The 21,274-nt window shown below is 54.7% G+C and carries 17 protein-coding genes and 1 tRNA gene; 9 read left to right on the top strand and 9 right to left on the bottom strand.

Features of this window, described 5'->3' with window-relative positions:
- Nucleotides 1-12: 12 nt before the first annotated feature.
- From BUA44_RS11475 to BUA44_RS11505, 7 genes are all read left to right on the top strand, one after another.
- Nucleotides 13-690 (top strand): MotA/TolQ/ExbB proton channel family protein, encoded by a 678-nt coding sequence (locus BUA44_RS11475; RefSeq protein WP_255370545.1) that lies wholly within the window; start codon nucleotides 13-15, stop codon nucleotides 688-690.
- A complete protein-coding gene (locus BUA44_RS11480; RefSeq protein ID WP_072812130.1) occupies nucleotides 687-1,091 on the top strand; it encodes an ExbD/TolR family protein in 405 nt (134 codons plus the stop codon). Before BUA44_RS11475 ends, BUA44_RS11480 begins: the two co-directional genes overlap by 4 nt.
- Nucleotides 1,091-1,732: an energy transducer TonB gene (locus BUA44_RS11485; RefSeq protein ID WP_072812132.1), complete on the top strand. Its 642-nt coding sequence runs from the start codon at nucleotides 1,091-1,093 to the stop codon at nucleotides 1,730-1,732. Before BUA44_RS11480 ends, BUA44_RS11485 begins: the two co-directional genes overlap by 1 nt.
- 112 nt (nucleotides 1,733-1,844) lie before the next feature.
- On the top strand, nucleotides 1,845-2,840 hold the full coding sequence (locus BUA44_RS11490) for a tetratricopeptide repeat protein (RefSeq protein WP_072812134.1): 996 nt from the start codon (nucleotides 1,845-1,847) through the stop codon (nucleotides 2,838-2,840).
- 21 nt (nucleotides 2,841-2,861) lie between these two features.
- Nucleotides 2,862-4,169 (top strand): MFS transporter, encoded by a 1,308-nt coding sequence (locus tag BUA44_RS11495; RefSeq protein WP_072812136.1) that lies wholly within the window; start codon nucleotides 2,862-2,864, stop codon nucleotides 4,167-4,169.
- A 20-nt stretch (nucleotides 4,170-4,189) separates the two neighbouring features.
- Entirely contained in the window at nucleotides 4,190-5,305 is a 1,116-nt protein-coding gene (locus tag BUA44_RS11500) for a hypothetical protein (protein ID WP_072812138.1), read from the top strand.
- A 98-nt stretch (nucleotides 5,306-5,403) separates the two neighbouring features.
- Entirely contained in the window at nucleotides 5,404-6,591 is a 1,188-nt protein-coding gene (locus BUA44_RS11505) for a hypothetical protein (RefSeq protein ID WP_072812140.1), read from the top strand.
- Nucleotides 6,592-6,832: 241 nt separating this feature from the next.
- Here the strand turns inward: BUA44_RS11505 and leuB are convergent, their stop codons facing one another.
- Nucleotides 6,833-7,924 carry a 3-isopropylmalate dehydrogenase gene (gene leuB, locus BUA44_RS11510; RefSeq protein ID WP_072812142.1) on the bottom strand — a complete coding sequence of 364 codons (1,092 nt, stop codon included), beginning with the start codon at nucleotides 7,922-7,924 and terminating at the stop codon, nucleotides 6,833-6,835.
- A 448-nt stretch (nucleotides 7,925-8,372) separates the two neighbouring features.
- Between leuB and BUA44_RS11515 the strand changes: the two genes are divergently transcribed.
- Nucleotides 8,373-9,053 (top strand): hypothetical protein, encoded by a 681-nt coding sequence (locus tag BUA44_RS11515; RefSeq protein WP_143151970.1) that lies wholly within the window; start codon nucleotides 8,373-8,375, stop codon nucleotides 9,051-9,053.
- A 113-nt stretch (nucleotides 9,054-9,166) separates the two neighbouring features.
- Here BUA44_RS11515 and BUA44_RS11520 read toward each other — a convergent pair whose 3' ends face one another.
- Both BUA44_RS11520 and BUA44_RS11525 read right to left on the bottom strand, forming a co-directional pair.
- Entirely contained in the window at nucleotides 9,167-10,909 is a 1,743-nt protein-coding gene (locus BUA44_RS11520) for a hypothetical protein (protein ID WP_143151971.1), read from the bottom strand.
- Nucleotides 10,910-11,004: 95 nt separating this feature from the next.
- Nucleotides 11,005-11,907, bottom strand: coding sequence for a tyrosine recombinase (locus BUA44_RS11525; protein WP_072812148.1), 903 nt, complete (start codon nucleotides 11,905-11,907; stop codon nucleotides 11,005-11,007).
- Between the two features lie 95 nt (nucleotides 11,908-12,002).
- Here BUA44_RS11525 and BUA44_RS11530 point away from each other — a divergent pair.
- Nucleotides 12,003-12,075 (top strand) — tRNA-Lys (locus BUA44_RS11530).
- A 39-nt stretch (nucleotides 12,076-12,114) separates the two neighbouring features.
- Here BUA44_RS11530 and trmFO read toward each other — a convergent pair.
- From trmFO to BUA44_RS11560, 6 genes are all read right to left on the bottom strand, one after another.
- Nucleotides 12,115-13,443: a methylenetetrahydrofolate--tRNA-(uracil(54)-C(5))-methyltransferase (FADH(2)-oxidizing) TrmFO gene (gene trmFO / locus BUA44_RS11535; protein ID WP_072812150.1), complete on the bottom strand. Its 1,329-nt coding sequence runs from the start codon at nucleotides 13,441-13,443 to the stop codon at nucleotides 12,115-12,117.
- A gap of 57 nt (nucleotides 13,444-13,500) precedes the next feature.
- Nucleotides 13,501-13,956: a hypothetical protein gene (locus BUA44_RS11540; protein WP_072812152.1), complete on the bottom strand. Its 456-nt coding sequence runs from the start codon at nucleotides 13,954-13,956 to the stop codon at nucleotides 13,501-13,503.
- A 10-nt stretch (nucleotides 13,957-13,966) separates the two neighbouring features.
- Nucleotides 13,967-15,019 (bottom strand): IMP cyclohydrolase, encoded by a 1,053-nt coding sequence (locus BUA44_RS11545; RefSeq protein ID WP_072812154.1) that lies wholly within the window; start codon nucleotides 15,017-15,019, stop codon nucleotides 13,967-13,969.
- 159 nt (nucleotides 15,020-15,178) lie between these two features.
- On the bottom strand, nucleotides 15,179-17,920 hold the full coding sequence (locus BUA44_RS11550; protein WP_072812156.1) for a cellulase family glycosylhydrolase: 2,742 nt from the start codon (nucleotides 17,918-17,920) through the stop codon (nucleotides 15,179-15,181).
- A 141-nt stretch (nucleotides 17,921-18,061) separates the two neighbouring features.
- Nucleotides 18,062-18,883 (bottom strand): NifU family protein, encoded by an 822-nt coding sequence (locus BUA44_RS11555; protein ID WP_072812159.1) that lies wholly within the window; start codon nucleotides 18,881-18,883, stop codon nucleotides 18,062-18,064.
- A gap of 36 nt (nucleotides 18,884-18,919) precedes the next feature.
- Nucleotides 18,920-21,259, bottom strand: coding sequence for a DUF748 domain-containing protein (locus BUA44_RS11560; protein WP_072812161.1), 2,340 nt, complete (start codon nucleotides 21,257-21,259; stop codon nucleotides 18,920-18,922).
- Nucleotides 21,260-21,274 lie beyond the last annotated feature (15 nt).

A 21,274-nucleotide genomic window follows, 5' to 3' on the forward strand; every position in this document is an offset into this window, starting at 1 on the left:
GCGGGAATCCCTGTGGAAACCGTAAGCGAAATATCTGTAATCGAAGCCGCCATGGCCGTGCTCTTCCGCGGAGGATGGGTGCTTGCGCCCATATTCGTTATCGGGTGGTTCGGCTGGTTCCTGATGCTCGAACGCTACGGCTATTACTTCATGCTCAAGGGCGGCAGCGTGAACGGCGTGTTCGGCGGGTTCTGGAACAACCTGAAAAAGAAGGGCGAGGATGTCGCGTTCGCGAAGCTTGCCCGCAGGCCCTACGGCTACTTTTACGCGCTTGCATGCGACGTGCGCGACCACCGTGCAGAAGGCCCCGTTGCCGTGCGTAACGCGATGGAAGAGACGCGCCACCGCATATCCGTGAACCTCTCGCGCTCGCTCAAGACGATTTCTACATGCGCGGCACTGGCCCCGATGCTCGGCCTGCTCGGTACGGTTTCGGGCATGGCGCATACATTCGATACCATCAAGCTTTTCGGGTTCGGAAACCCGACACTCCTGGCCGACGGCATCTCCGAGGCCATGCTTACCACGCAGGCGGGCCTGCTCGTGGCGTTCCCACTGATGCTTGCCTACAACTTCCTCTCGGGTTGCGTTGAGAAGGTCGAAAAGCAGGCGTGGAGCGAAGCGCTCAAGTACGAATCCTTTGTGTTTGAAAATCCCGCTTCAAATGAAATTGCAGGGGAGGAAAAATGAGTTTCATACGTAAACGTTCTAGCGATTCCGGCAAGATAGACATTTCCCCGATGCTCGACATCGTGTTCATCTTGCTCATCTTCTTCGTGGTGACGTCGACCTTCACGCGCGAAACCGGCGTGGACGTGACGAAGCCGAAGGCAAGCTCCGCGAAGGAACTCGCGAAGGAAAGCATATTGATTGGCGTGACGCGCCAGGGGACAATCCACATCAACGAGACACAGGTGAACCTCTCTACCCTGAATACAGTATTGCGCCAGATGATGGCCGAAGCGCCCGACCGCCCCGTGATTATCGTGAGCGACCGCGACGCCCCCAACGGCGTGGTGGTGGACATTCTTGATGAATGCAATTTGGCTAAAGTCCGCAAGGTTTCCATTTCCGCGAACAAAGAGGAATAGTGCTCGACTTTCTCGCTAAATATTTCCGGTTCCCGGTGGCATTCGTGCTCTCCTTTGCGGTGAGCGCGGTGTTCTTCCTTGCCGTGCCGGTGCTGAACGCGCTGTTCTTCGACAGGGGCGTAAAGACGGAGAAGGAACTCGACACCGTGACGGAAGTCGAGGTGCTCGTGAGCGAGAAAAAGCCCGAGGTGAAGCAGAAGGTTATACGCACTATCGTGAACCCGAACCCGTTCAAGATTTCCTCGAACATGGGTGTAAGCCGCAGCCAGAATTTCCAGATGGACCTTTCGCTTGCGCGCGGTGCAGCAGGCGACGGAGTCGCCGTGGGTACGGGCTCGATGGAAAACGTCGTGTACGAAGCGGGCGAGGTGGACGAACAGGCCCAGGTTCTTAAGGAAGTTCAGCCGAAGTTCCCCGAACGCGCAAAAAAACTCGGCATTTCGGGCTACGTGAAGGTAATGGTTGTCATCGACGTGTATGGCGACGTGGCGCAGGCGAACGTGATGAGCCTCGACCCGCCGGGTTACGGCTTCGAGAACGAGGCCCTGAAGGCAGTTCGCCAGTGGAAGTTCAGCCCCGCACAGCTAGGCGGATATCCCGTGGCACAGAAGGCCACAAAGGAGTTCCGCTTTGTCAAATAGTTTTAATTACAAATTGCTGAGCCTTATAACTCGGGTGCGAACTGCACGCGGGCGGGGCCCCAGCTCAGAGTTGCGAAGGCCGCACGGGCCCCTCCCTGCACCCTCCCCATCCTTGGCCGACGCGCAGACGGGTAAGAGATGTTTATCTCTGGTTTTATTCTTCTTTATTTTTGTTGCTTATAGTTTCGCGGCGGAGGATTATTTCTTCAAGGCGAACGAGCTTTACGACCAAGGGAAGTACAAGGAAGCGGTGCCGCTCTACCGCGCGGCGATTGACGAGGGCCGTTACGAGCCTTTCGCATGGTTCAACTTGGGCAACGCGCTGGTGCAACTCGACCGCAAGCAGGTCGCGATGGTCGCCTACAAGCGCACCGTAGAACTCCTGCCGAATTTCGAGAAGGCCTGGATGTTGCTCGGTGACCTCTACTACCTCGCAGATTCTCCAGGCGATGCGATTGCGGCATACCGGCGCGCCATAGAACTCGGGGTGGAATCGGACCACGTGCACTTTGCGCTTGCCGAATGTTACCTGAAGGGCCGCGACTGGACGCTTGCGCAGAAGAACTTCGAGCGGGCGCTGCAGCTGAACCCCGACCGCATGGATGCCTGGTACGGGCTTGCCGAAGTCTACGAGAAGCTGGGCGACTACGAGTATGCCATCAAGACGCTCCAGAATGCGCTCCAGATGACGGCTACCGCGGGTGCCGACGTGCATTTCACGATGGCGTATTATTACCGCAGCATGGATTCCACGCGCCAGTCCCTGAACGAGATGGAGAACGGCCTGCTGATGGACCCCGAGAACGTTTCGGCCCGCCGCTACCTCGCGCAGATGTACGTGCAGAACAATTCCCCGTGGATGGCAATCTTCACGCTGGAAGAAGGCCTGCGGCACAACAAGGGCAAGGGCGACCTCAATTTGGATTTGGGGCAGATTTACTTTAACCAGAAGCGCTACGACGAAGCGTTCGAATGCTACATGAAGGCCTGGCTTGCGGGCAGTTCACAGGGCCGCATCGGTGCCGAGAACGTGGGCCACGTGTTCTCGAACGCGGGCGATACCGAGAAGGCCGAAAGCCTGTACAAGCGGATTCGGGAAAAGAAGTAGAATGGTTTCGTGGTGTAGCGCTTGTTTCTCCTGATTGTCATATATGTGGCCTTTATCGGCCTCGGGCTTCCGGATACGGTTTTAGGGGCGGCCTGGCCGCTGATGCAGCGCGACCTGCATGCACCGCTTTCGGCTGCGGGCCTCCTCTCAATTATCGTGAGCGCGGGTACGATTGTTTCTAGCCTCCTCACGCCAAAACTCCTGCGCCAGTTCGGTACGGGCAAACTCGTCTTCGTGAGTATCGCGCTGACGGCTGTCGCATCCGCAGGGTACGGCTTTTCGCCTGCGTTCTGGATGATGTGCCTGTTTGCAATCCCGATGGGAATCGGTGCGGGGGCAATCGACGTCGCGATGAACAACTTTGCGGCAATCCATCTGGAATCGAAACACACGAACTGGCTGCATGCGAGCTGGGGAATCGGCGCGTGCCTTGGCCCCGCGCTGCTTGCGGGTTCTGCCTTCTTCGGGTTCGGCTGGCGCGGCGCTTACGAACTGGTGGCATTGTTGCTCGGCGTCATCGCGGTCATGATGCTTGTTTCGCTCCCGCTTTGGAAGCGGAGGGAGCGAGGCGATTCCCGCCTGCAACAAACATCCAGTATTCCCGATATCTCATTGCGGGCCGCCTTGCGCGTCCCAGGAATGAAACTCTCGTTCCTGACGTTCTTCTTCTATTCTTCGCTTGAGATATCGACGAGCCTCTGGTGCGGTACGTACCTGGTAGCCCGCGGTTTCGAACCCGAGGTGGGCGCGCTCGCCGTTTCGCTCATGTTCGCTTCCGTAATGGTAGGGCGCATCCTCAGCGGTATTTTCGCCATCCGGTTTACCGACATGCGCCTTGTGCATGCGGGTATCGCGATTGTCGTTGTCGGCTGCCTTGTCCTCGTATTCCCGCTCCCGCCGTGGGTCACGCCGGTTTGCATCTGCCTGCTTGGTTTCGGGTGCGCTCCCGTTTACCCGTCGCTTATCCATGCCACTCCTGCGCGGTTCGGTGAAGAACTTTCGGGGCGTGCCATCAGCATACAGATGGCGGGTTCGTATCTGGGTTCCATCATGATGCCGCCAGCATTCGGGTTTGTTGCGAGCCATTTTTCAGTGATTGTATGGCCTGTGGCTCTTGCCTTTTTTGTGGGTTCGCTTCTGCTGTGTGTGTGCCTGCTCGATTACGTGACACGCAAGAGGCTCAATAAGGCTTTCGCTGTCGAACGCTTCATGGATGTTCTGCAGCAGGTGAAGTTGATGGATGAGCGGCGCCGTAGTGCACGCCGCGAACGCCGCAGGCTCCGCCGAAAACAAAAGCGTGCTAAGCTCGCGAAGGCCCGCATGCGGTAAATGTTTCTACATTTGTAATCATGGCTAAGAAGAAAAAAGTTTGGAAATCGAATAGCGGGGCTGCCGCATTCCGCGGTAAGGAAGACCGCATTCGCGAGACGCTCACGCAGATTATTAGCGGGCAGAGCCGCCTGTTGCACCGCCCGGACGAACTCTATGAATTTATCGCGCAGACTATTGACGATATCGAGGATTTCAAGGGTGTTCGCCTGCAGCTAGAACTGCTCGCGTGGACGCTCCGTACGGACTTTCTCTCGTTCAAGGCCGACGACGAGGAACGTGACGACTGGGAAAGCCTCTTCTACGACGCGGGAACCTTCTTCGTGGAACTTGCAAGCCAGTACGATGACAAGGACTACATTGCCGACCTGATTCACGACCTGGCGCTCCGTCACGTGGGTGGGGAAGGCCGCTCGGTCCTATTCCTCTCGCTCAACGAGGTTTTGCCCGACGAACGCGCTAAGGCTCTTGTTGACGAGCTTATCGCGACGGTCTCAGAAGTGGAAATGCAGAACCGCGAGGACGTTCTCGACGCCCTGACTGACATGGCAGATGCTCTCGGCGACTACGAACGCTATACGAAGGCTGCCCTCCTGAAGGACCCGGACAAGAGCAACGCGACGCTTATCGATATCGCGAACGAGTGCTTTGTCGCGGGCAACATCGAGCTTGCCAAGCAGTGGCTCGGCGACGTGCGCGACCCCGGTTCCGAAGACGAGGAAGCCTACCTCGACCTCATGGCGGCAATTGCCGACAAGGAAGGCCGTAAGTCCGACTGCATCAAGATTGCGACGCGACTGTACGAAAGCTACCCGAAGGTCATCAACCTCGCGCGCCTCTGCCAGCAGGTCGACGAGAAGCAGGCCGATACGCTCCTCAGGGAACATTCCAGTTTCCGCAGCGGCGGGAACATCGACATGGAATTCATGCAGCTCCTGGCCAGAATGAAGCGTTACGGCATTCTCGAGCAGTACATCGACATGTACGAGAAGGACTTGCCCGCACAGGATGCAGAAATCCTGAAAGGCATCTCCGACGAACTCGAGAAGGACGGCCTGAAGGCACTTGCGGACCACATTCGCGAATGGACCGTCGAGGAGCCCGAAGAAGCCCAGGCATTCGACGACCGCGACTAATACGTTGTCCTTACATACAACGGAATTTTACCTCCGGAGGCACTGTTTCTCCGGATTTTTTTTACATTTTACCCGTCCTTCTTTTAAAAGGAGAAAATATGAATATCTCGAAATTTGGTTTTGGTCTTTCTCTTGCTACCGCTATCGGTCTTGTCGCCTGTGGTGACGATTCCAGCAGTTTTTCGCCTGCATCGAACGACGACCCGGATACGACGCTCTCTTCCAGCAGCGAAGGTACCGGCGCTCCGGACTCCAGCGAAGATAAAGGAACTTCTTCCAGTTCCAACAAAGGCGGCTCTTCTAGTTCTGCAGAGTCCAGTTCTTCTGTCGAAGAGGCGGAACCCTGCACGTTTGCCGCAACGGACAATGCATGGGCTGTTTCTTACAAGGGGAACGATGGCGACAACAGCGCGAGCATCCGTACCGTGTTTGAAATCCAGGGCGAAGACCTTATCATTCGTGACTCCGTACGCTTTACGGGCCAGACGGCAAATATCTACTGCCGCCTGATGAGCATGAACGACTCTACCGCGACGCACCCCAAGTCCATGGACGGAAAGCTTGCCGGCGAAGAGACCTGCGAAGGCGGAAGCACTGCAGTGCTCGTTTCTACCCGTACGGAGAAGGGTTACTTCGCAAGCAACGCCCGCGAGGCCGTGCACGCATCCGTGCTGAAGGCCTGCCAGGCTGCCGTGAACGGCACTGCTTTCGAAGTGTTCCCGCTCGAAACGAAGTCCAACTGCAACTTCTCTGTCGATGACCCTGAATGGATTTACTCCTACCTCGACGAGAACTGGCGCGGTACTGACAGCGTCATCGTGAAGTATGTCGTGGCGTACGATTCTGCGGAAGGCGAAATCATGAGCCACAAGTACGAAATCCAGCCGATGCCTTATGTGGAATGCATGACCAAGAAGTTCTCGAATATCGGTACGACCAACTTCTGCACCATGGAAGGCTATGTCAACGCTTCTTCTTCGGGCACGCTCTCCAAGCCGAGGGAAGATGTCTTCAAGAGCGAGCAGAACTACTGCAAGGAAAAGGTTCCTGCTGAAGTTGAACCGGAAAGTTCCAGTTCCGCAGAAGGCGGTGAAACCTCTTCGTCTAGCGAGGGAACCGTTTCTTCGAGCAGTGTCACGACTCCTGCGGGCGACATGGTCTCCTGCGACATCCCGGGTGTCATGGGTGAATGCCTTGAATTCCCTGTCGGAAGCGAAGAAGCCGCTGGACTGACAGCTCAGTGTGAATCCGTACTCGAAGGCACGCTCGGCACCGGCTGTAACTAATGAGACCGTTCGCGCTTCGCTCAGGAATTAAATTACTCCGGCAAGCGCTCGCTCTCACTCCAAAGGCTCGTTAATACGAGCCTTTTCCGTTCACGGACCGTTCGCGCTTCAACGTCATCCTCGCGACTTGTGCTGAGCGTTGCCGAAGCAAGGCGAGGATCTTACAAGAAAAGCCCCCTTTCGGGGGCCATTTCTGTACGCAAAGAAGATTCCCGGCCGTAGCCGGGAATGACAATGCTGGTTAAGCGAGCGCCTTGATAATCGCATCACCCATACCAGTGGTACCGACCTTGGTGCAGCCTTCCTGGTAGATGTCGCCAGTGCGGAAGCCCTGAGCGATGACCTTTTCGCAAGCGGCTTCGATAGCCTTGGCCGCTTCTTCTTCCTTGAAGGTGTAGCGGAGCATCAATGCCACGGAGAGGATCTGGGCCAGCGGGTTTGCGATACCCTTGCCAGCGATGTCCGGAGCGGAACCACCGGCCGGTTCGTACAGACCGAAGCTCCCTTCGGCGATAGAAGCGGACGGGAGGAGGCCCATGGAACCGGTGAGCATTGCGCATTCGTCGGTGAGGATGTCGCCGAAGAGGTTCGGGCAGAGCAGCACGTCGAATTCACGCGGGCGCTTCAGGAGCTGCATGGCAGCGTTGTCCACGTAGAGGTGTTCGAGAGTCAGTTCCGGATAGTCCTTGATGACTTCGTTCACGACTTCGCGCCAGAGCACGCTGGTGGTGAGCACGTTGGCCTTGTCGATGCTGGCAACCTTCTTGTTGCGGAGCATGGCGGCGTCAAAGGCGAAGCGGGCAATGCGTTCGACTTCGTAGCGGCTGTACTTCATGGTGTCGAAACCGATTTCTTCCTTGGAGCCCGAAACGCCTTCGCGGCCCTTCGGCTGGCCAAAGTAAACGTCACCCGTCAGTTCGCGGACCGTGAGGATGTTGAAACCGTCGCCCACGATGTCGGCACGGAGCGGGCAAGCGCCTGCGAGTTCCTTGTACACACGGGCCGGGCGGAGGTTGCAGAAAAGCTTGAAGTGCTTACGGAGCGGCAGAAGTGCACCGCGTTCCGGCTGCAGGTTCGGGGGGAGGTGTTCCCACTTCGGGCCACCCACGGAACCGAAAAGAATACAGTCAGAAGCTTCGCCCAGCTTGAGGGTGCTTTCCGGAAGCGGAGAACCGCTTTCGTCGTAGGCGGCACCACCGACGTTTGCCCATTCGGCGTTCACGTCGAAACCGAACTTCTTGGAAACCACGTCCAGCACGCGGACAGCTTCTTTCATGACTTCAGGGCCGATACCGTCGCCCGGAAGCACTGCAATCTTGTAATTCTTGCTCATTGTTAATCCTTGGTTTATAATTTGAACGGCTCAAATTTAGTAAAATTATGGGTGAAGGGCACTTTTTTGCGGGTGTTGTATGCTTTATAGAGTTCTGATTCTTTTGATTTTGGCGGTTTTGGCAGGGTGTCACCCAAAGCCAAAGTGCTCTCCTTCAGGATGGTGCCCTAATGAAGTGAGTCCCGGAATCTCGGAACAACAGTATCACAACAGTTTGGAATATTGCTCTTCTTGGATTAATTCGCACTCTAATAGAGCCGATTTTATTGACACTATACCCCGTAAAGCGTTACTGTACAAGGCGTGTTCGACGAGTGTAGAAGGAGAGAACCTGTGGTATCCCTGCGATTTAGACACCTCATTACTTGTTCGAATTCTTAAAATTTTTAATTCTCGTGATTCTGTAAAAGATTTGGAAACAAGGGTGAATCATATTTCATATGCAAATATGGTGCTTAACTCTGGTGCTGCAGGCTTTTCTCATCTTTATCAGAATGAAGATGGATCCTATGATGCAATTTGTGCTTCTAAAGATAGCGTGAAGTGCGATTTTTTGTATGCAAATGTTGTTGTCTCTAAAAAGATGAAGCCATCTGCTAAATATTGGCCAAGGAAATATGATTTCTTGATTGGCGAAGATTTTGGTGCAAAAGATGAACTTTCTGCATTGCTTGATTCGGTGTATGAAAAAGAAATCTATGTGAAGGAAAGTGTGCGAGATTCCTTAATAGCCTTTGATATGTGTTACAAGGACGGATTTGCAGAACCTTGCGTCATGGACTCTGCTGTCGTGGAATATGTTCATAAAGTTATAGAAGAAAGACTAGATACTTTGGTTTCTTTTACTTATCAGTATGGAAGTTGGAGCGCGGAACAATTCTTTGCAGGGAGCGTTTCCCGCAAACATCAATGTTATTCTAAAGATGGAATTCATTGCTCGGAGTTAATCGCTTTAGTTCGTTGGAACATAAAGAATTGGCAGATTGATACGTATTCTCTAGGTACATGTCGCTTTGATTTAGAAAATTTGAGTTATTCATGTCAGGATGTATTGGGAAGTGATGTGATAAGGCATGACGGATTGTCCATCTATAAGAAAGATGGAACATTTGTGAGAAACGTGCCATAATTTTATCGTGCAATCCGCACTTGTTTTTCGGTGCCGTTCCTAACGGAGCGGAGCATCTTGTCAAACGTAAAAAGGAACCTTGCGGTTCCTTTCTGCCTGAAATGTCGATGAAATTAATCGTCGTTTTCGTTGCCCGAGGGCTTAGCGCAGCGGTCTCTCGACCAGTTGGTCTGCTTGAAGCAGGCGCTTCTGGTGTAGCAACATCCGTTGGCGTTGCTAGCTGTTTTTTCGCATTCGCAAGCAATACCGTCGTTATTGCCATCAGCGTCAACAAGTTCGCCGCTAGCGCAGACCACCATAAATCCCTCACCATGGTAAACATTGTTGATGCAGGTCTGCAGGGTGTTGTGGCATAAGCCGAAGTAGGTTCCCAGGGCGTTGCACGATACGCGGCGCGTCTCGTTAGTAAGGTCGAATTCAAAATCTTCCACGCGTTCTTCAGGAGCGGAGACTGGTTTGTGATTCGTCCAGTTGTAGCCGTGAACTTCTTTCGCTGCCATTTTTTTACTAGGAATCAGGTCCTTCCATTTCTGTTTCGTCTCGAAACTTCTGAACGGCGGGTAGTCGGGGTCTTCGTCCTTAAGAATTTGTTTGCAACGTTCTTCGTCGTAACAGGGATTTGGATTGGAGGGTGCTCCCTCCATTTTCTCACCCCAGCAAGGATCGCAATTAGAACATTGGTCTATGTCGCATTGGTCTATCATCTTATCTATAGGGTAGCCTTCTCTACAAGCGACGGGACATTTGTAATACTCCTTGTCGAGCGGGTCGAACTTGTTATGGAGCCTTTCCCATTGCCCGTCGACGCACCTGTACATGATGGCGTTGTTGTTGATGTCGTTGTCGCACCTCAATTCGCCGTTCAGGCATTCGCCGCAGATGGCCTTGTCGGTACGGCACGACTTGTTGCCGCATATGGAAACGGCCTTCTTGGCTTCGCCTGCAACACACTCGTAGACGGTTCCCTTTCCTTCGTCATCGTTGGTGCAGGTGTGTTCGTAGTTCGTGCACTCGCCGCAACTGTTGTCGCGCGGGTCGCAGGATTTCCCGTTACAGCTCTCGGTCACCTTCTTGCCCTTTTCGCAGCGGGTGACGGTCGCCTTGAAGTTCTTGTCCTCGGTACAAGTCTGTACGTCATCAAGGCATTCGCCGCAGTCCGTGGCCTCTTCGTTACAAGAGACTGCTGTGCACGAGCGGTTCACGACAACGCCCTTCACGCATTCCTTGACAATCCCGACGCCCAAAAGACTGTTAGAACAGGTATTCTTGTAACTGTCGTCGCACTCAATTTCGACGGCGTCCTTGTTCGCGCATTCCTTGGTCTTCGTATTGCAGAGAACGCCTTCGTCGCAGGAAACTTCGTCGCAGACACAGGCGCCGTCTTTCGCCGTACCGCCAGAAGCCTTGCACAAGTCGGCGAATGTAGTTGCGGTCGAGGAGGAACTCGCCTTGGAATCCGACGATATGTCGGAGGGTTTGCTCTGGTTGCCGCAGACGCCCGTGATGGTGTTACAGACAGCACCGATATCGCAGAGTTCGCTCTTGCAGACACAGGCCCCATCTTTCGCGGTACCGCCGGAAGCCTTACACAGTTCCGTAAATTTATCAAGTTCCGCCTTGGTCATGGACGAGGAACTCGCAACACTGCTAGAGGATTTTGCGGAACTGGATGAGACGGGGGTGGCAACAGGCGACCATTTCGCTTCGTGGCAGTAGTACTCCGCATCCTGTTCCTTGGCGTATACTGTATCGCCCTCGTTATCCTCGCCACATGTTCCGAGTTCGAAAATTGAGTTGACTTCCGTTATAACCTCGCGACCGGATGAATCATCGTCACCGCAGGCTATAAATGACATTGCGGCTCCGACAACGGCCACAAGGAAAAAAGAGAAAAAGGCTTTCCTCATAATTGACTCCTTTATTTTCCCATACAAAGTCAATTATAGTTTTTTTATCCAGAGGTAATGGAGCCATTTTCACGCGGATGATGCGCACGGTGTTCCTGCTTGATGAATTCCTTATCGATGTGCGTATAAATTTGCGTCGTACTGATGTCGGCGTGGCCTAGCAGTTCCTGCAGCACGCGCAGGTCCATGCCCGCCTCCAGGCAGTGCGTGGCAAAGCTGTGCCGGAAGGTGTGCGGCGAAACCTGCTTGCTCAGGTGGGCCGTGTGCTGTTGCACGATTTTCCAAGCCCCCATACGGGTCATGGGCTTGCCGCGGGAATTCAATATAACGTTGTCCGTAGTCGGGTGGGTGAGGGGGCGGCCATCCTCAATCCAGGCTTTCAGGTTTTCTTTCGCCTTGCTCCCGAGGGGCACCAGACGTTGCTTGTTGCCTTTCCCGATGGGAGTAAGCCATTCGTTTTCCAGGTCCAGCTGCGATAGTTTTATTCCGAGGGTCTCCGAGATGCGTAGCCCCGCGCTGTACATGAGTTCGAAAAGCGCCGTATCCCTCAGCGGGTTCTTGCCGTTTGCCGCACTCTCGAACACGCTGTTGACCTCCTCGCGGGTGAGGTACTGGGGGAGGTAGTGCCCGAGTTTCGGGCGTTCGAGCATCGATTCGGTGCTGTAGTCGTACTCGCCCTCCTTCTGCATGTACTTGAGGAACCCGCGCAGGCTCGAAAAATGCCTCGCGATGGACGTGGGGGAGTATTCCACCTGCCCGGCGGTGAGCGTCAGGAATTCGTCCAGCTTTTCGGGGGTCAGGGCCTTCAAATCGAGCCCGATTTCGTCGAGCCAGCCCACAAAATGCCGCAAATCCTCCTGATAGCTCTGGATGGTGGCCGGCGAAAGGTTCCGTTCCACCCCCAAAAACGCCAGATAAGCATCTACACGGTTCGAATTGAGGCTCATATACCGGAATTTAGCATTTTTTTTGAAAAAACGGCGCAAAACCTCTTGACAGTCGGCAAATTATATTCTATAATTGACCCCGTCCAAGCGACAATGGATGATTAGCTCAGTTGGTAGAGCAGCTGACTCTTAATCAGCGGGTCGCAGGTTCGACCCCTGCATCATCCACGAAGACCTCTCCTAGCGGAGAGGTCTTTTTTGTGCTTTTTAAAACTTGCGTTCGGCAATCCACTGGCGGACGGCCTGCTCGGCTCGTGCAGCGAGGATTTCTTTCTTGTTCTTTTTCTTGAGGCCTTCGTGGTTGGGGAGGAGCCCGAAATTGAAGTTCATGGGCTGGAAATCCTCGTTTTCTTCCACAAGGCGGTTCATGAGCGATGCGATGCAGCTCTCGTTCGGGAGCGGGTCGGCATGCCCGTGCAGGATTGTCTGCGCCATGTTCCAGGCGGCGTACCAGCCGGTGGCGACCGCCTCGGTATAGCCTTCACTGCCGGTAATCTGGCCCGCAAACCATGTGGGTGGGATTCCCTGGGCGCAGGGGAGGTCTGGGCGCAAGCGCAAGGTCGCGTCCAGGAACTTGGGCGATTCGATAAACGTGTTGCGGTGCATGCAGCCGAGGCGGGCAAAACGGGCGTTCCGGAGGGCGGGAACCATCGTGAAGATTTCCTTTTGCGTGCCCCACTTGAGGCGCGTCTGGAAACCCACCATGTTAAAGAGCGTCTTCTGCTTGTTTTCGGCGCGGAGCTGGATTACCGCGTACCACAGGTGACCGTTATTGCCCAAGCCAAGCCCGATGGGGCGCATGGGGCCGTGACGGAGCGTCTCGTAACCGCGGCGGGCCATTTCTTCGACGGGCAGGCAGCCCTCGAACAGTTCGTTCTTCTCGAAGGGGCGCGGCTCCACGGCTTCGGCTTCGCACAGCTTGCGTACAAACTCGGCGTAGGTTTCCTTGTCCAGCGGGCAGTTGATAAAGTCCGCCGTTTCGCCCTTTTCCCAGCGGTTCATGTAGAAGGCGTGGTCAAAGTCGATACTGTCGGTCTCTACCACAGGGGCGATGGCGTCGAAGAAATGGAGGCGCTCGCTCCCCAGGCGCTTGAAGATATCGTCGGCGAGCGCGTCGCTGGCCAGCGGCCCCGCCGCAACGAGGGTAGGGCTGTCGCCTTCAAGGCTCGTGACTTCTTCGCGGTGGAGCGTGATATTCGGGCTTTCCGCAATCTTTTTTTCCACAGATTCGCTGAAGATATCGCGGTTCACGGTCAAGGAATCGCCTGCGGGTACGGCCGCCTCACGGGCGCTATCCAGCAGAAAGCTCCCGAGCATCGTGAGTTCCTGTTTTAAAAGCCCGTGTGCGCTCGTGACGCCCAGCGCCTTAAAGCTGTTGGAACAAACTAACTGCGCCAGGTGGCCGTCCTTGTGGGCGGGAGTGTTCTTGACCGGGCGCATCTCGTACAGGTCTACCTTGAAACCACGGCTCGCCAACTGCAAAGCCGCCTCGCAACCTGCAAGACCACCACCTATGACACGAACTTTATAGGTCATTCTTCCTACTAAATCCTTTCGTCTTTCGTCTGTAGGACCGTAGGTCCGTTCTTTCGTCTAGTTAGCCACCACTTTCCGGTAGCTTTTCGCGTTGCCTATCCAGAGCTTCACGAGCAGTTCCTCGAGCGAGGCGGTTGACACGCATTCCGGGTCGGCATCCTGGATTTCGTCCGAAATCAGGTTCGCCTGCGTCAGGTTGAGCATCCCGTAGTACATCGCTTCCATCAGTTGCGACGCGAACTTCGGGGAAATGTTCGCCACGTAGTCCATGTCGTTGAGCGGCGGCAACTGCTTGTTGTCGGGGCTGAACTGGTCGAGGTTGTCCATCGTCCACATATCGGCGGCCTTTCCCATGTCGGGCGTAGGCGCAATCTTCAGGAGCTTTTCCTTGTATTCGCGCCACTCGACATCGGTCGTGCGGCCTGCCTTGCGGACAGACTTCAAGAAGGAGAGGACCGCGTAGTAGAGGTCCTTTTCCTTCTGGTTCGTTTCTTTCTGCGACACGGGAGGCATACGCAAACCCTTAGTGGCGGAAGTGCCTCATGCCGGTGAACACCATGGCCACGCCAAGCTTGTCGCAAGCTTCGATGGAGAGGTTGTCCTTCTTGGAACCACCCGGTTGCACGATGTACTGGACGCCAGCCTTGGCAGCGGCTTCCACGTTGTCCGGGAACGGGAAGAAGGCGTCGGAGCCCATCACGACTTCGCTGAACACCTTCTTTTCCAGAGCCTTGAGACCGGCCTTGTCGATGCACTTGCCCTTTTCGTTGAAGAACTTCTGGGCTGCCTTCATGCGGGCGACGTTGTCACGGACGCGGGGCTGGCAGAGGCGGAGGTTAGAGTCGATGCGGTTCGGCTGGCCGGGGCCAAGGCCGATGACCTGGAAGTAGCCGCGGGCGTATTCATAACCCATGACGATGGCGTTTGACTTGGTGTGCTTGGTCACGATCCAGGTAAAGCGGGCGAGTGCTTCCTTGTTCTTTGCGAACTTCTTCTTGGTGACGCATTCGAACTTTTCGTAAACGTCCACGTCGCGGTCCTGAACCAGCATGCCACCGATCACGTGCTTATAGACCTTGCAGCGGGTTGCCTTCTTGATCTTGCCAACTTCAAGGAGACGAATGTCCTTGGACTTGTTCTTCAAAAATTCCAGAGCGTCCTTGTCGAATGCCGGGGCGAGAAGGATTTCAACGAACTTGCCCTTCAGGAATTCGGCGGTTTTCAGGTCCACCTTCTTGGTTACGGCAATCACGGAACCGAAGGCCGACACCGGGTCGCCTTCCCAGGCGGCTTCCATGGCGTTGCGCAGCGTCTTGCCGGTAGCGAGTCCGCACGGGTTCATGTGCTTCACGATAACGACCGCATTGTCGTCGCTGAATTCGCGGGCCATTTCCAGGGCGGCGTCGGCATCCACGATGTTGTTGTAAGAAAGTTCCTTACCCCAGAGCTGCTTTGCGGTGGCGAGGCTTGCTTCGGTGCAGGTCGGGTCGCGGTAGAACACTGCGGACTGGTGGGAGTTTTCACCGTAGCGCATCGGCACGGGGTCAACGAATTTCAAAACGAGTTCTTCGGACATATATTTTCCTTTGAGTAAATCCTTTTTCTAAAGAAAAATATAGAAAAACACCGCCCGTTTAATCCATTTTTTACAAGAAAACCCCTGGCAGCGGGGCCAGAGGCTTTTTTTTGTGGTTACTAGAATCACTGAATAAAATTCAATGATTCTGGTTCGGAATTACTTGATCGTAATGCGGGCGGACTTGACTGCGCTGCCAGCCTGCACGCGGACGATATAGCTGCCAGCCGTCAGGTTCTCGAGAGAAACCGCGTGGGCACCAGCCTGCATGTTCTCGGAGACGCTCTTGACGGCGTGGCCGGTCATGTCGAACACCTGGACCTTCACGACGCCGGACTTCGCAATAGAGATATTGAGCGAAGAACCCTGAGCGGCAAGCTTGAGGCCCTGTGCAGAAGCGCGAGCGATGGACTTGATGCCGACAGTCGCATTCACGCACTTCAGGTCATCCACGTAGAGGAAGGGAATTGCCGGCTGCATGTCGAAGTTCTTGTAACCGACAACTTCCCAGGCAATCTTCTTCACTGAGGCAAAGTTCATGTCCTTGGGATCCTTTGTCCAGCTCGGCTGTTCAAGCTTTTCGAACGGAACAATCGCTTCCGTCCAAACAGACGAGGAATCCATCTTGAGCTGGTGGTAGGCGTAGTCCGTCACGGAGCCGTCCTGCACCTTAATCACGTGCTGAGCACCCTTGTAACGGTAAGAAAGGGCGTTGCAGCCAGAAAGGTTGGCACCGAGCGAAGTATCGGCCATCAGGTTCAATCCGAGAGCCACAAACGGAGCTTCTTCGTAATCGGCCTGGTTCCACACGATGCCCTGAAGGCCTACAAAGCCTGCAGTTCCGTTGGTCGGGTCAACTGTTGCGGAAAGGTTAACGACGTAGCCGGGGAGGGCCGGGTCATAAACGTTAGTAATGGAGGATTGTCCGCCCGGTTCCTTATCAGTGTAGGCATACCAGGTTCCAGTCGTTGCGGCAACTTCGTCACCATCTTCAACATCGTCGATAATGACGAGTTCGGCAACCACGACAGAAGAGGATACCGGCGGAACATAGATGGAAGAAGAGCTGGCAGGAGCAATGCCACTGGAGCTAGACTTACCACCCTTGCTGGAACTGGACTTTGCAGAAGAAGAGGAAGATGTCGGATTGTCATTACCACCGTTATTGTCGGAGATAGCCGTGACGCTCACGCCGTTGCAGCGCACGTCATCGACATAGAGGTAGTTGTACTTCGGCTGGTTCGCTTCATCAGGAACATCGAGAGCGCCCTTGACTTCCCAGGCGAAGCGCTGCACCTTGTTCATGCCCTTGTCCAGGCTGAAGTGCTGAGCGTCATCGCCCCAGCTTTCCTGAGTGAACTGGTCCCAAGTGAGTTCGACTTCCTTCCATTCCGCAGAACCGTCCTTGTTCACGTGGTGGAAGTTCCAGTTCCTTACAAGGGAAGTTTCAACGCGGAAGTTGTGGCTTGCACCCTTAAACTTGTAGCTAATGGACTTGCAGGCAGAAAGGTCAATTTCTGTCGTATCGCGCTTGAGGTTCAGGCCAATTGCAACATAGGGGGCGTACTTGTACTGACCCTGAGAAAGCTTGATTCCTTCGATGCCGACCATGTACTTGGAGGTATTCTTGCCGCCGCTAGACGGCATCAACACATCGTAGACCTGCTTGCCGAAGTCATTTTCCCACTTGCCATTGGTAATGCTCGTCTTGCCGCGTCCGTCCGTGTCATCGTCGGAATCGGCGAATGCGGACCACCATCCACCCGTGTAGGCAAAGCGGTCACCGTCTTCGAGGTCGTCAATGATATCGGTCTTGGCTCCGTTTGCAACACCGGTCGAAAAACCGCTGCTTTCGCTGCCGTTACCATTCTGGAGACCGCAATCCTTGTAACCATTCGCACCGTTCATCCAGCCCTTGACCATGTTGCCGGAATTCGTAAAGGTAAGGCCGTTGTCGATTGCAAGGTTCTGGAATGCAGCGGACTGTTCCTTGATGGCGGAAGCAGACCAGTTCGCCCAAGAAACATTGTTCTGGTTCATCCAGTTAATCCATGCCTGGCTCGCACTCTGGTTCGGAGAGCCGTTACCGTCGGCGCTGACCGTACCCCATTCCGTAGCGAACACGGGAACGCCATTAGACATAGCCTGAGCGGCACGGTCATTGTAGCCGCCGTTATCCGTCTGGTGCGTTGCTGCATAGAAGTGGAGCGTGCAACCGAAGTTTTTCTTGCTATCCTGAATGCCTGCCGTAGCGCACTGTTCCGGATGGCTGGACCATTCCGGGCTACCCACGAGCACGAGGTTATCGGAGTACTTACGGATAGCGGCAATCACGGTGTTCGCGTGAGAAGCGACTGTACCCATGTCGGCACCAACAGGTTCGTTCCACACTTCGAAAATCACGTTGTTGTAGGAACCATATTCCTTAGCGGCATATTCGAAAAACTTGGCGGCTTCGCTGGTATTGCCATTAGCACTTTCGATGTGCCAGTCGATAATCACGTAGATGTCGTTGTCGATGGCTGCGTTTACCACGTTCTTGAGGTAGCCCTTTTGCAAGATGGCTCCCTGTTCACTGCTCAGGTATCCGCGACCCTGGTCCTCGAATTTTTCCTTGGTGACGCCCATTGCAAAGCGGATGACTTCGATGTTCATCTGCTTCACCATCGCGTTGACGGCCTTTTCAGAATAGAACACCGTGGAACTATCGGCACCCGAGCTCCAGAAAAGGCTCATGCCCTTCACCTGCACGGCAGAATTCTGGTATTGCGGGCAAGTGCCGGAGAGCTTACCGCCGTTAGCCTTGAGTTCACCGTACGTGCTGACGGGGCCAACACGGCTTGCACTGATGGCCATGGCAGATACTGCAGCCATGCCGAGAATTGCAAGAATCTTTTTCATTTGACATCCTCTGTTTTTTTGGTTTACACCATCCCGGCCTAAAAATAACTTTATATGGTAAAAATGCATGTAATATTTGTAAAACACGCAAAAAACGCGGTTTTTGACCGCTTTGGATAATATTATTTTACACGATTTAGGCTAGAAAAGGCTTGCAGGAGGATTGTTGTCGTCGAGGCCGGGGAGGTTCGGGTTCGGCTGGATGTTGTCGAGCGGGTCCTCGGGTTCCACAATCAGGTTGTAGTACACGTTGTTCTTGAGTTCGTCCTCGATGTAGAACAGCGTGCCACCCATTGCAGAACCGCAGCCCGCACACGCCCCCTGGTAACGAATCTTGAGGCGGTTGTCTTCCGTGAGGTCGAGTATTTCCACGTCTCCGCCGTCGCCCTGCAGCATGCCGCGCACGGACTGGTGGAGCCAGGCCTCGATCTTCTCGATTTTCTCGTGCTTCGCGAGCGCATTCCATTCGGCGTCGGCTTCGGCGCGGCCTTCGGCGGTCTGCGTGCGGTACTTGATACGCTCCATCTTCTCGCGCACCAAGATGGCGGTCGCCTTCTTTTCGGGGTAGGCTTCCAGGACCTTCTTGATAAGCGTGTTCATCTGGCCAATCTCGGGCGCATTTGCCGGAATGGCGGGGGAGTCGGGGTTATCGCGGAGTTCTTGTTCCAGGCTCTCGGCGGTAATCGCGCACGCTTCCTCGATAGTCACCATCTGGATTTTCTTGCAGAATGTATCGGCGAGGGCGGTAAATATGGGGCCGCCGTATGTGAAGAAGCGCGTTTCCAGAATCTTGTCGCATTCGGGGTCAACCATCAGGTAGACCTTCAGGCTCGATTCCTTCGCGTCAACAAGGGCAAGCCCCTTCTCGTCGGCTTCAATCTGGAAAATTGCCCCGCGGTACTTGGGGGCCTTTGCAATCTCTTGAACCTTGCTGGAGAGGTTCGCGCACAATTCTTCACTCATAGCGTGGCAAATGTAGAAAAAATGAGGTTTGTAAAATTACTGCACATCGACGGAAACCTTGTACATCGCCTTCCCGCGATGGCTCGAAAGCTGGTTCGCCGGGGCAGTAATCACCTTGATGTTCTTCTTGGTCACGCCGCTCTGCTGCGAGAGGACCTTCAGCAAGTCCTGGTTCCTGCCCTCGGCGAGGGTGGAAAGTTCCTTGCGGAGCGCCTTCGCGTCGAGCTTGTCGCCGTTTTCCTTCACGTAGGCAACAAAGCCCTCGTCGCTGTCGCTCATTTCGGCAATGGCCCGCTCGTCGAGTTCGGTCAGTTTTTCCTTGCCGTGCGTCTTCTTGTAGTATTCCGTCTTGAGCTTTACGGTGCGGTAGGCTTCCGTAGTCTTGCGCACGTTGTAGAGTTGCGTGAACACGAGCTTCAGGTTCTTGTCCTTCGAGAGCGCTTCCGTCATCTTGGACGCCTTCGCGTACTGCTCGCTCGTGAATGTCTTGGCCGTCGCGTCGATGATGATTTCGTCGTTCTTGCCGAGGTCAAGCCCGATGGCTCCTGCGCCGGTAGAGGCGAGGTTACCCACAATCTTGAGCGGGGAGAGGGCCACCTTGATAAGCAGGTTCATCACCGTCTTCCAGATAATCTTGCCCACGGAGAACTGCGGGTCCTTCAGGTTGCCGTGTACCGGAATATCGAACTGAATCTTGTCGTCCTTGTCCTTCAAGATGTACAGGCCCACCTTCATGGGCACCATAAATTCCGGGTTCGAATTCGGGTCCTTGTCCGCGACATCGATGTTGTATATGTCGATGGTGTTCTTGCTGTCGAGTTCAAAATTCTTTATCTTGTTCTCGCTCGCAAAGGCAAGCGTGCCGGCGCTAAGCGGGTATCCCGTGTAATGGTGGCTGTAGTTGCTGAAGTGCTTCAGGGCGAGGTTCTTCACGCTCACATAGGCATCCATCGTGCCGATATTGCTGAGCGCTCCCTTGTATTTCACGTTCAGGCTTCCGCCGTCGGGGAATGCCGCCTTCACGTTGATGGAACAGGGTGTATCGTAGTTGATGTTCGAGCCGAGCACCGTAATTCCGCTCACCGTGTAGTTAAACGGCCTGGTGATGGAATGGTCGGTCGCGCTCACCTTCGTGTTCTGCAAAAGAAGTTTGTTGATCTTTGCCTTGAGCGGCTTGGACTTTTCGGCAGGCGCAGGCTCTTCCTTCACTTCGGTGGCGGTAGAATCGGGTGCATCGCCAAGCACCAGTTGCTGGTCGGCAGCAAGCTGCGCGCTATCCGGCTCATCGGCGGAACCCTTCTTCAACAACACGTCGATATTCGTCTTACCGTTCTTGTACAGGTCAATGTGCGCAAAGGCTCCGTCTACCACCACAGAATCCACCACGTAGTTGTTCTCGTTGATGTTCGCCTTGCCAATACCCACGCCCACGTGGTTCACACCGAGCGTACGCCCGCTCGTTTCGGTAAGCACGACGCTATCGAGCGATACGGTGCCCTTGATATCCGAAGAGAGAATGTCGTTCAGGTTGCCCGCCATGTTCACGGCCACAGAGAGCGTGCCTGTAAAGTCCTTGTAGTTGATAAAGTCGTTCAGGTACGGCTTTCCGCAGGCGAGCGCGAAGTCCTTGAGGTTCACGTCAAGCTTAAAGTCGTTTGTCGCCGCGTTCGCTTCCACCTTCACATTCAGGTCACCACCGTCGGCAAACTTGAGGCTTAAACCCACGTCGGTCTGCTTGTTGCTCAGGTACACCGCAGGGATATTGAGCGAAAAGTCCTGCAGATGAATCTTGGAACCGACCTTCGTATCCTGGTAAATGATGTTGCCCTTCTCGAACACGATGTTCTTTACGGAAATGTTGAAGGGGAGGCCTTCCGCAATCTCGGCCGCATTCACCATGCCCGCAGAATCCACGCTTGCCGTATCGGCCTTCGCAGTAGCGGAATCGGCCGCAGCCACGCCAGCAGCGGAATCGAGCGCCGTAGAATCGCCCTTCGCAAGGAACTCAATGATGTCGGTAAAATTGAAGCGGTCCTCGTGCTGGAGCACTCGCGCGTACAGGCCCTTCAGGTAGATTTCGCTCACCGAGGCCGTACCCGTAAGCATATCGAACGGGTCCACATTCACGCGGAACTTCTCGAATGCGACAAACGGCGTCTCGCCATCCTTCTCGAACACAGCAAGGCTGTCGATGCTCAGCGTAAACGAGAACGGATCGAGCGAGATGCTCTCGATAGCGACCTTGCGCCCGATGAGGTCCTCGGAGTTGTTGACGATATAGCCCCTTACAATTCCAGGAGCGAACTTGAGCGCGGCAATCACGAGAATGAGTAGAGCCGCAATTACGATGCCTGTTATCTTGAGTGCCTTTTTCATAATAACCAATTTAAC

Origin of the sequence: Fibrobacter sp. UWR3 (assembly GCF_900143055.1) — a bacterium.
Lineage (GTDB): Bacteria > Fibrobacterota > Fibrobacteria > Fibrobacterales > Fibrobacteraceae > Fibrobacter.

What these genes read in the sequence shown, in the direction of transcription:
- BUA44_RS11545 (WP_072812154.1), bottom strand. Translation starts at nt 15,019, where the DNA reads ATGTCCGAAGAACTCGTTTTGAAATTCGTTGACCCCGTGCCGATGCGC.
- BUA44_RS11550 (WP_072812156.1), bottom strand. Translation starts at nt 17,920, where the DNA reads ATGAAAAAGATTCTTGCAATTCTCGGCATGGCTGCAGTATCTGCCATG.
- BUA44_RS11540 (WP_072812152.1), bottom strand. Translation starts at nt 13,956, where the DNA reads ATGCCTCCCGTGTCGCAGAAAGAAACGAACCAGAAGGAAAAGGACCTC.
- BUA44_RS11515 (WP_143151970.1), top strand. Translation starts at nt 8,373, where the DNA reads ATGGTGCTTAACTCTGGTGCTGCAGGCTTTTCTCATCTTTATCAGAAT.
- BUA44_RS11500 (WP_072812138.1), top strand. Translation starts at nt 4,190, where the DNA reads ATGGCTAAGAAGAAAAAAGTTTGGAAATCGAATAGCGGGGCTGCCGCA.
- leuB (WP_072812142.1), bottom strand. Translation starts at nt 7,924, where the DNA reads ATGAGCAAGAATTACAAGATTGCAGTGCTTCCGGGCGACGGTATCGGC.
- BUA44_RS11555 (WP_072812159.1), bottom strand. Translation starts at nt 18,883, where the DNA reads ATGAGTGAAGAATTGTGCGCGAACCTCTCCAGCAAGGTTCAAGAGATT.
- BUA44_RS11560 (WP_072812161.1), bottom strand. Translation starts at nt 21,259, where the DNA reads ATGAAAAAGGCACTCAAGATAACAGGCATCGTAATTGCGGCTCTACTC.
- BUA44_RS11505 (WP_072812140.1), top strand. Translation starts at nt 5,404, where the DNA reads ATGAATATCTCGAAATTTGGTTTTGGTCTTTCTCTTGCTACCGCTATC.
- BUA44_RS11525 (WP_072812148.1), bottom strand. Translation starts at nt 11,907, where the DNA reads ATGAGCCTCAATTCGAACCGTGTAGATGCTTATCTGGCGTTTTTGGGG.
- BUA44_RS11480 (WP_072812130.1), top strand. Translation starts at nt 687, where the DNA reads ATGAGTTTCATACGTAAACGTTCTAGCGATTCCGGCAAGATAGACATT.
- trmFO (WP_072812150.1), bottom strand. Translation starts at nt 13,443, where the DNA reads ATGACCTATAAAGTTCGTGTCATAGGTGGTGGTCTTGCAGGTTGCGAG.
- BUA44_RS11520 (WP_143151971.1), bottom strand. Translation starts at nt 10,909, where the DNA reads ATGTCATTTATAGCCTGCGGTGACGATGATTCATCCGGTCGCGAGGTT.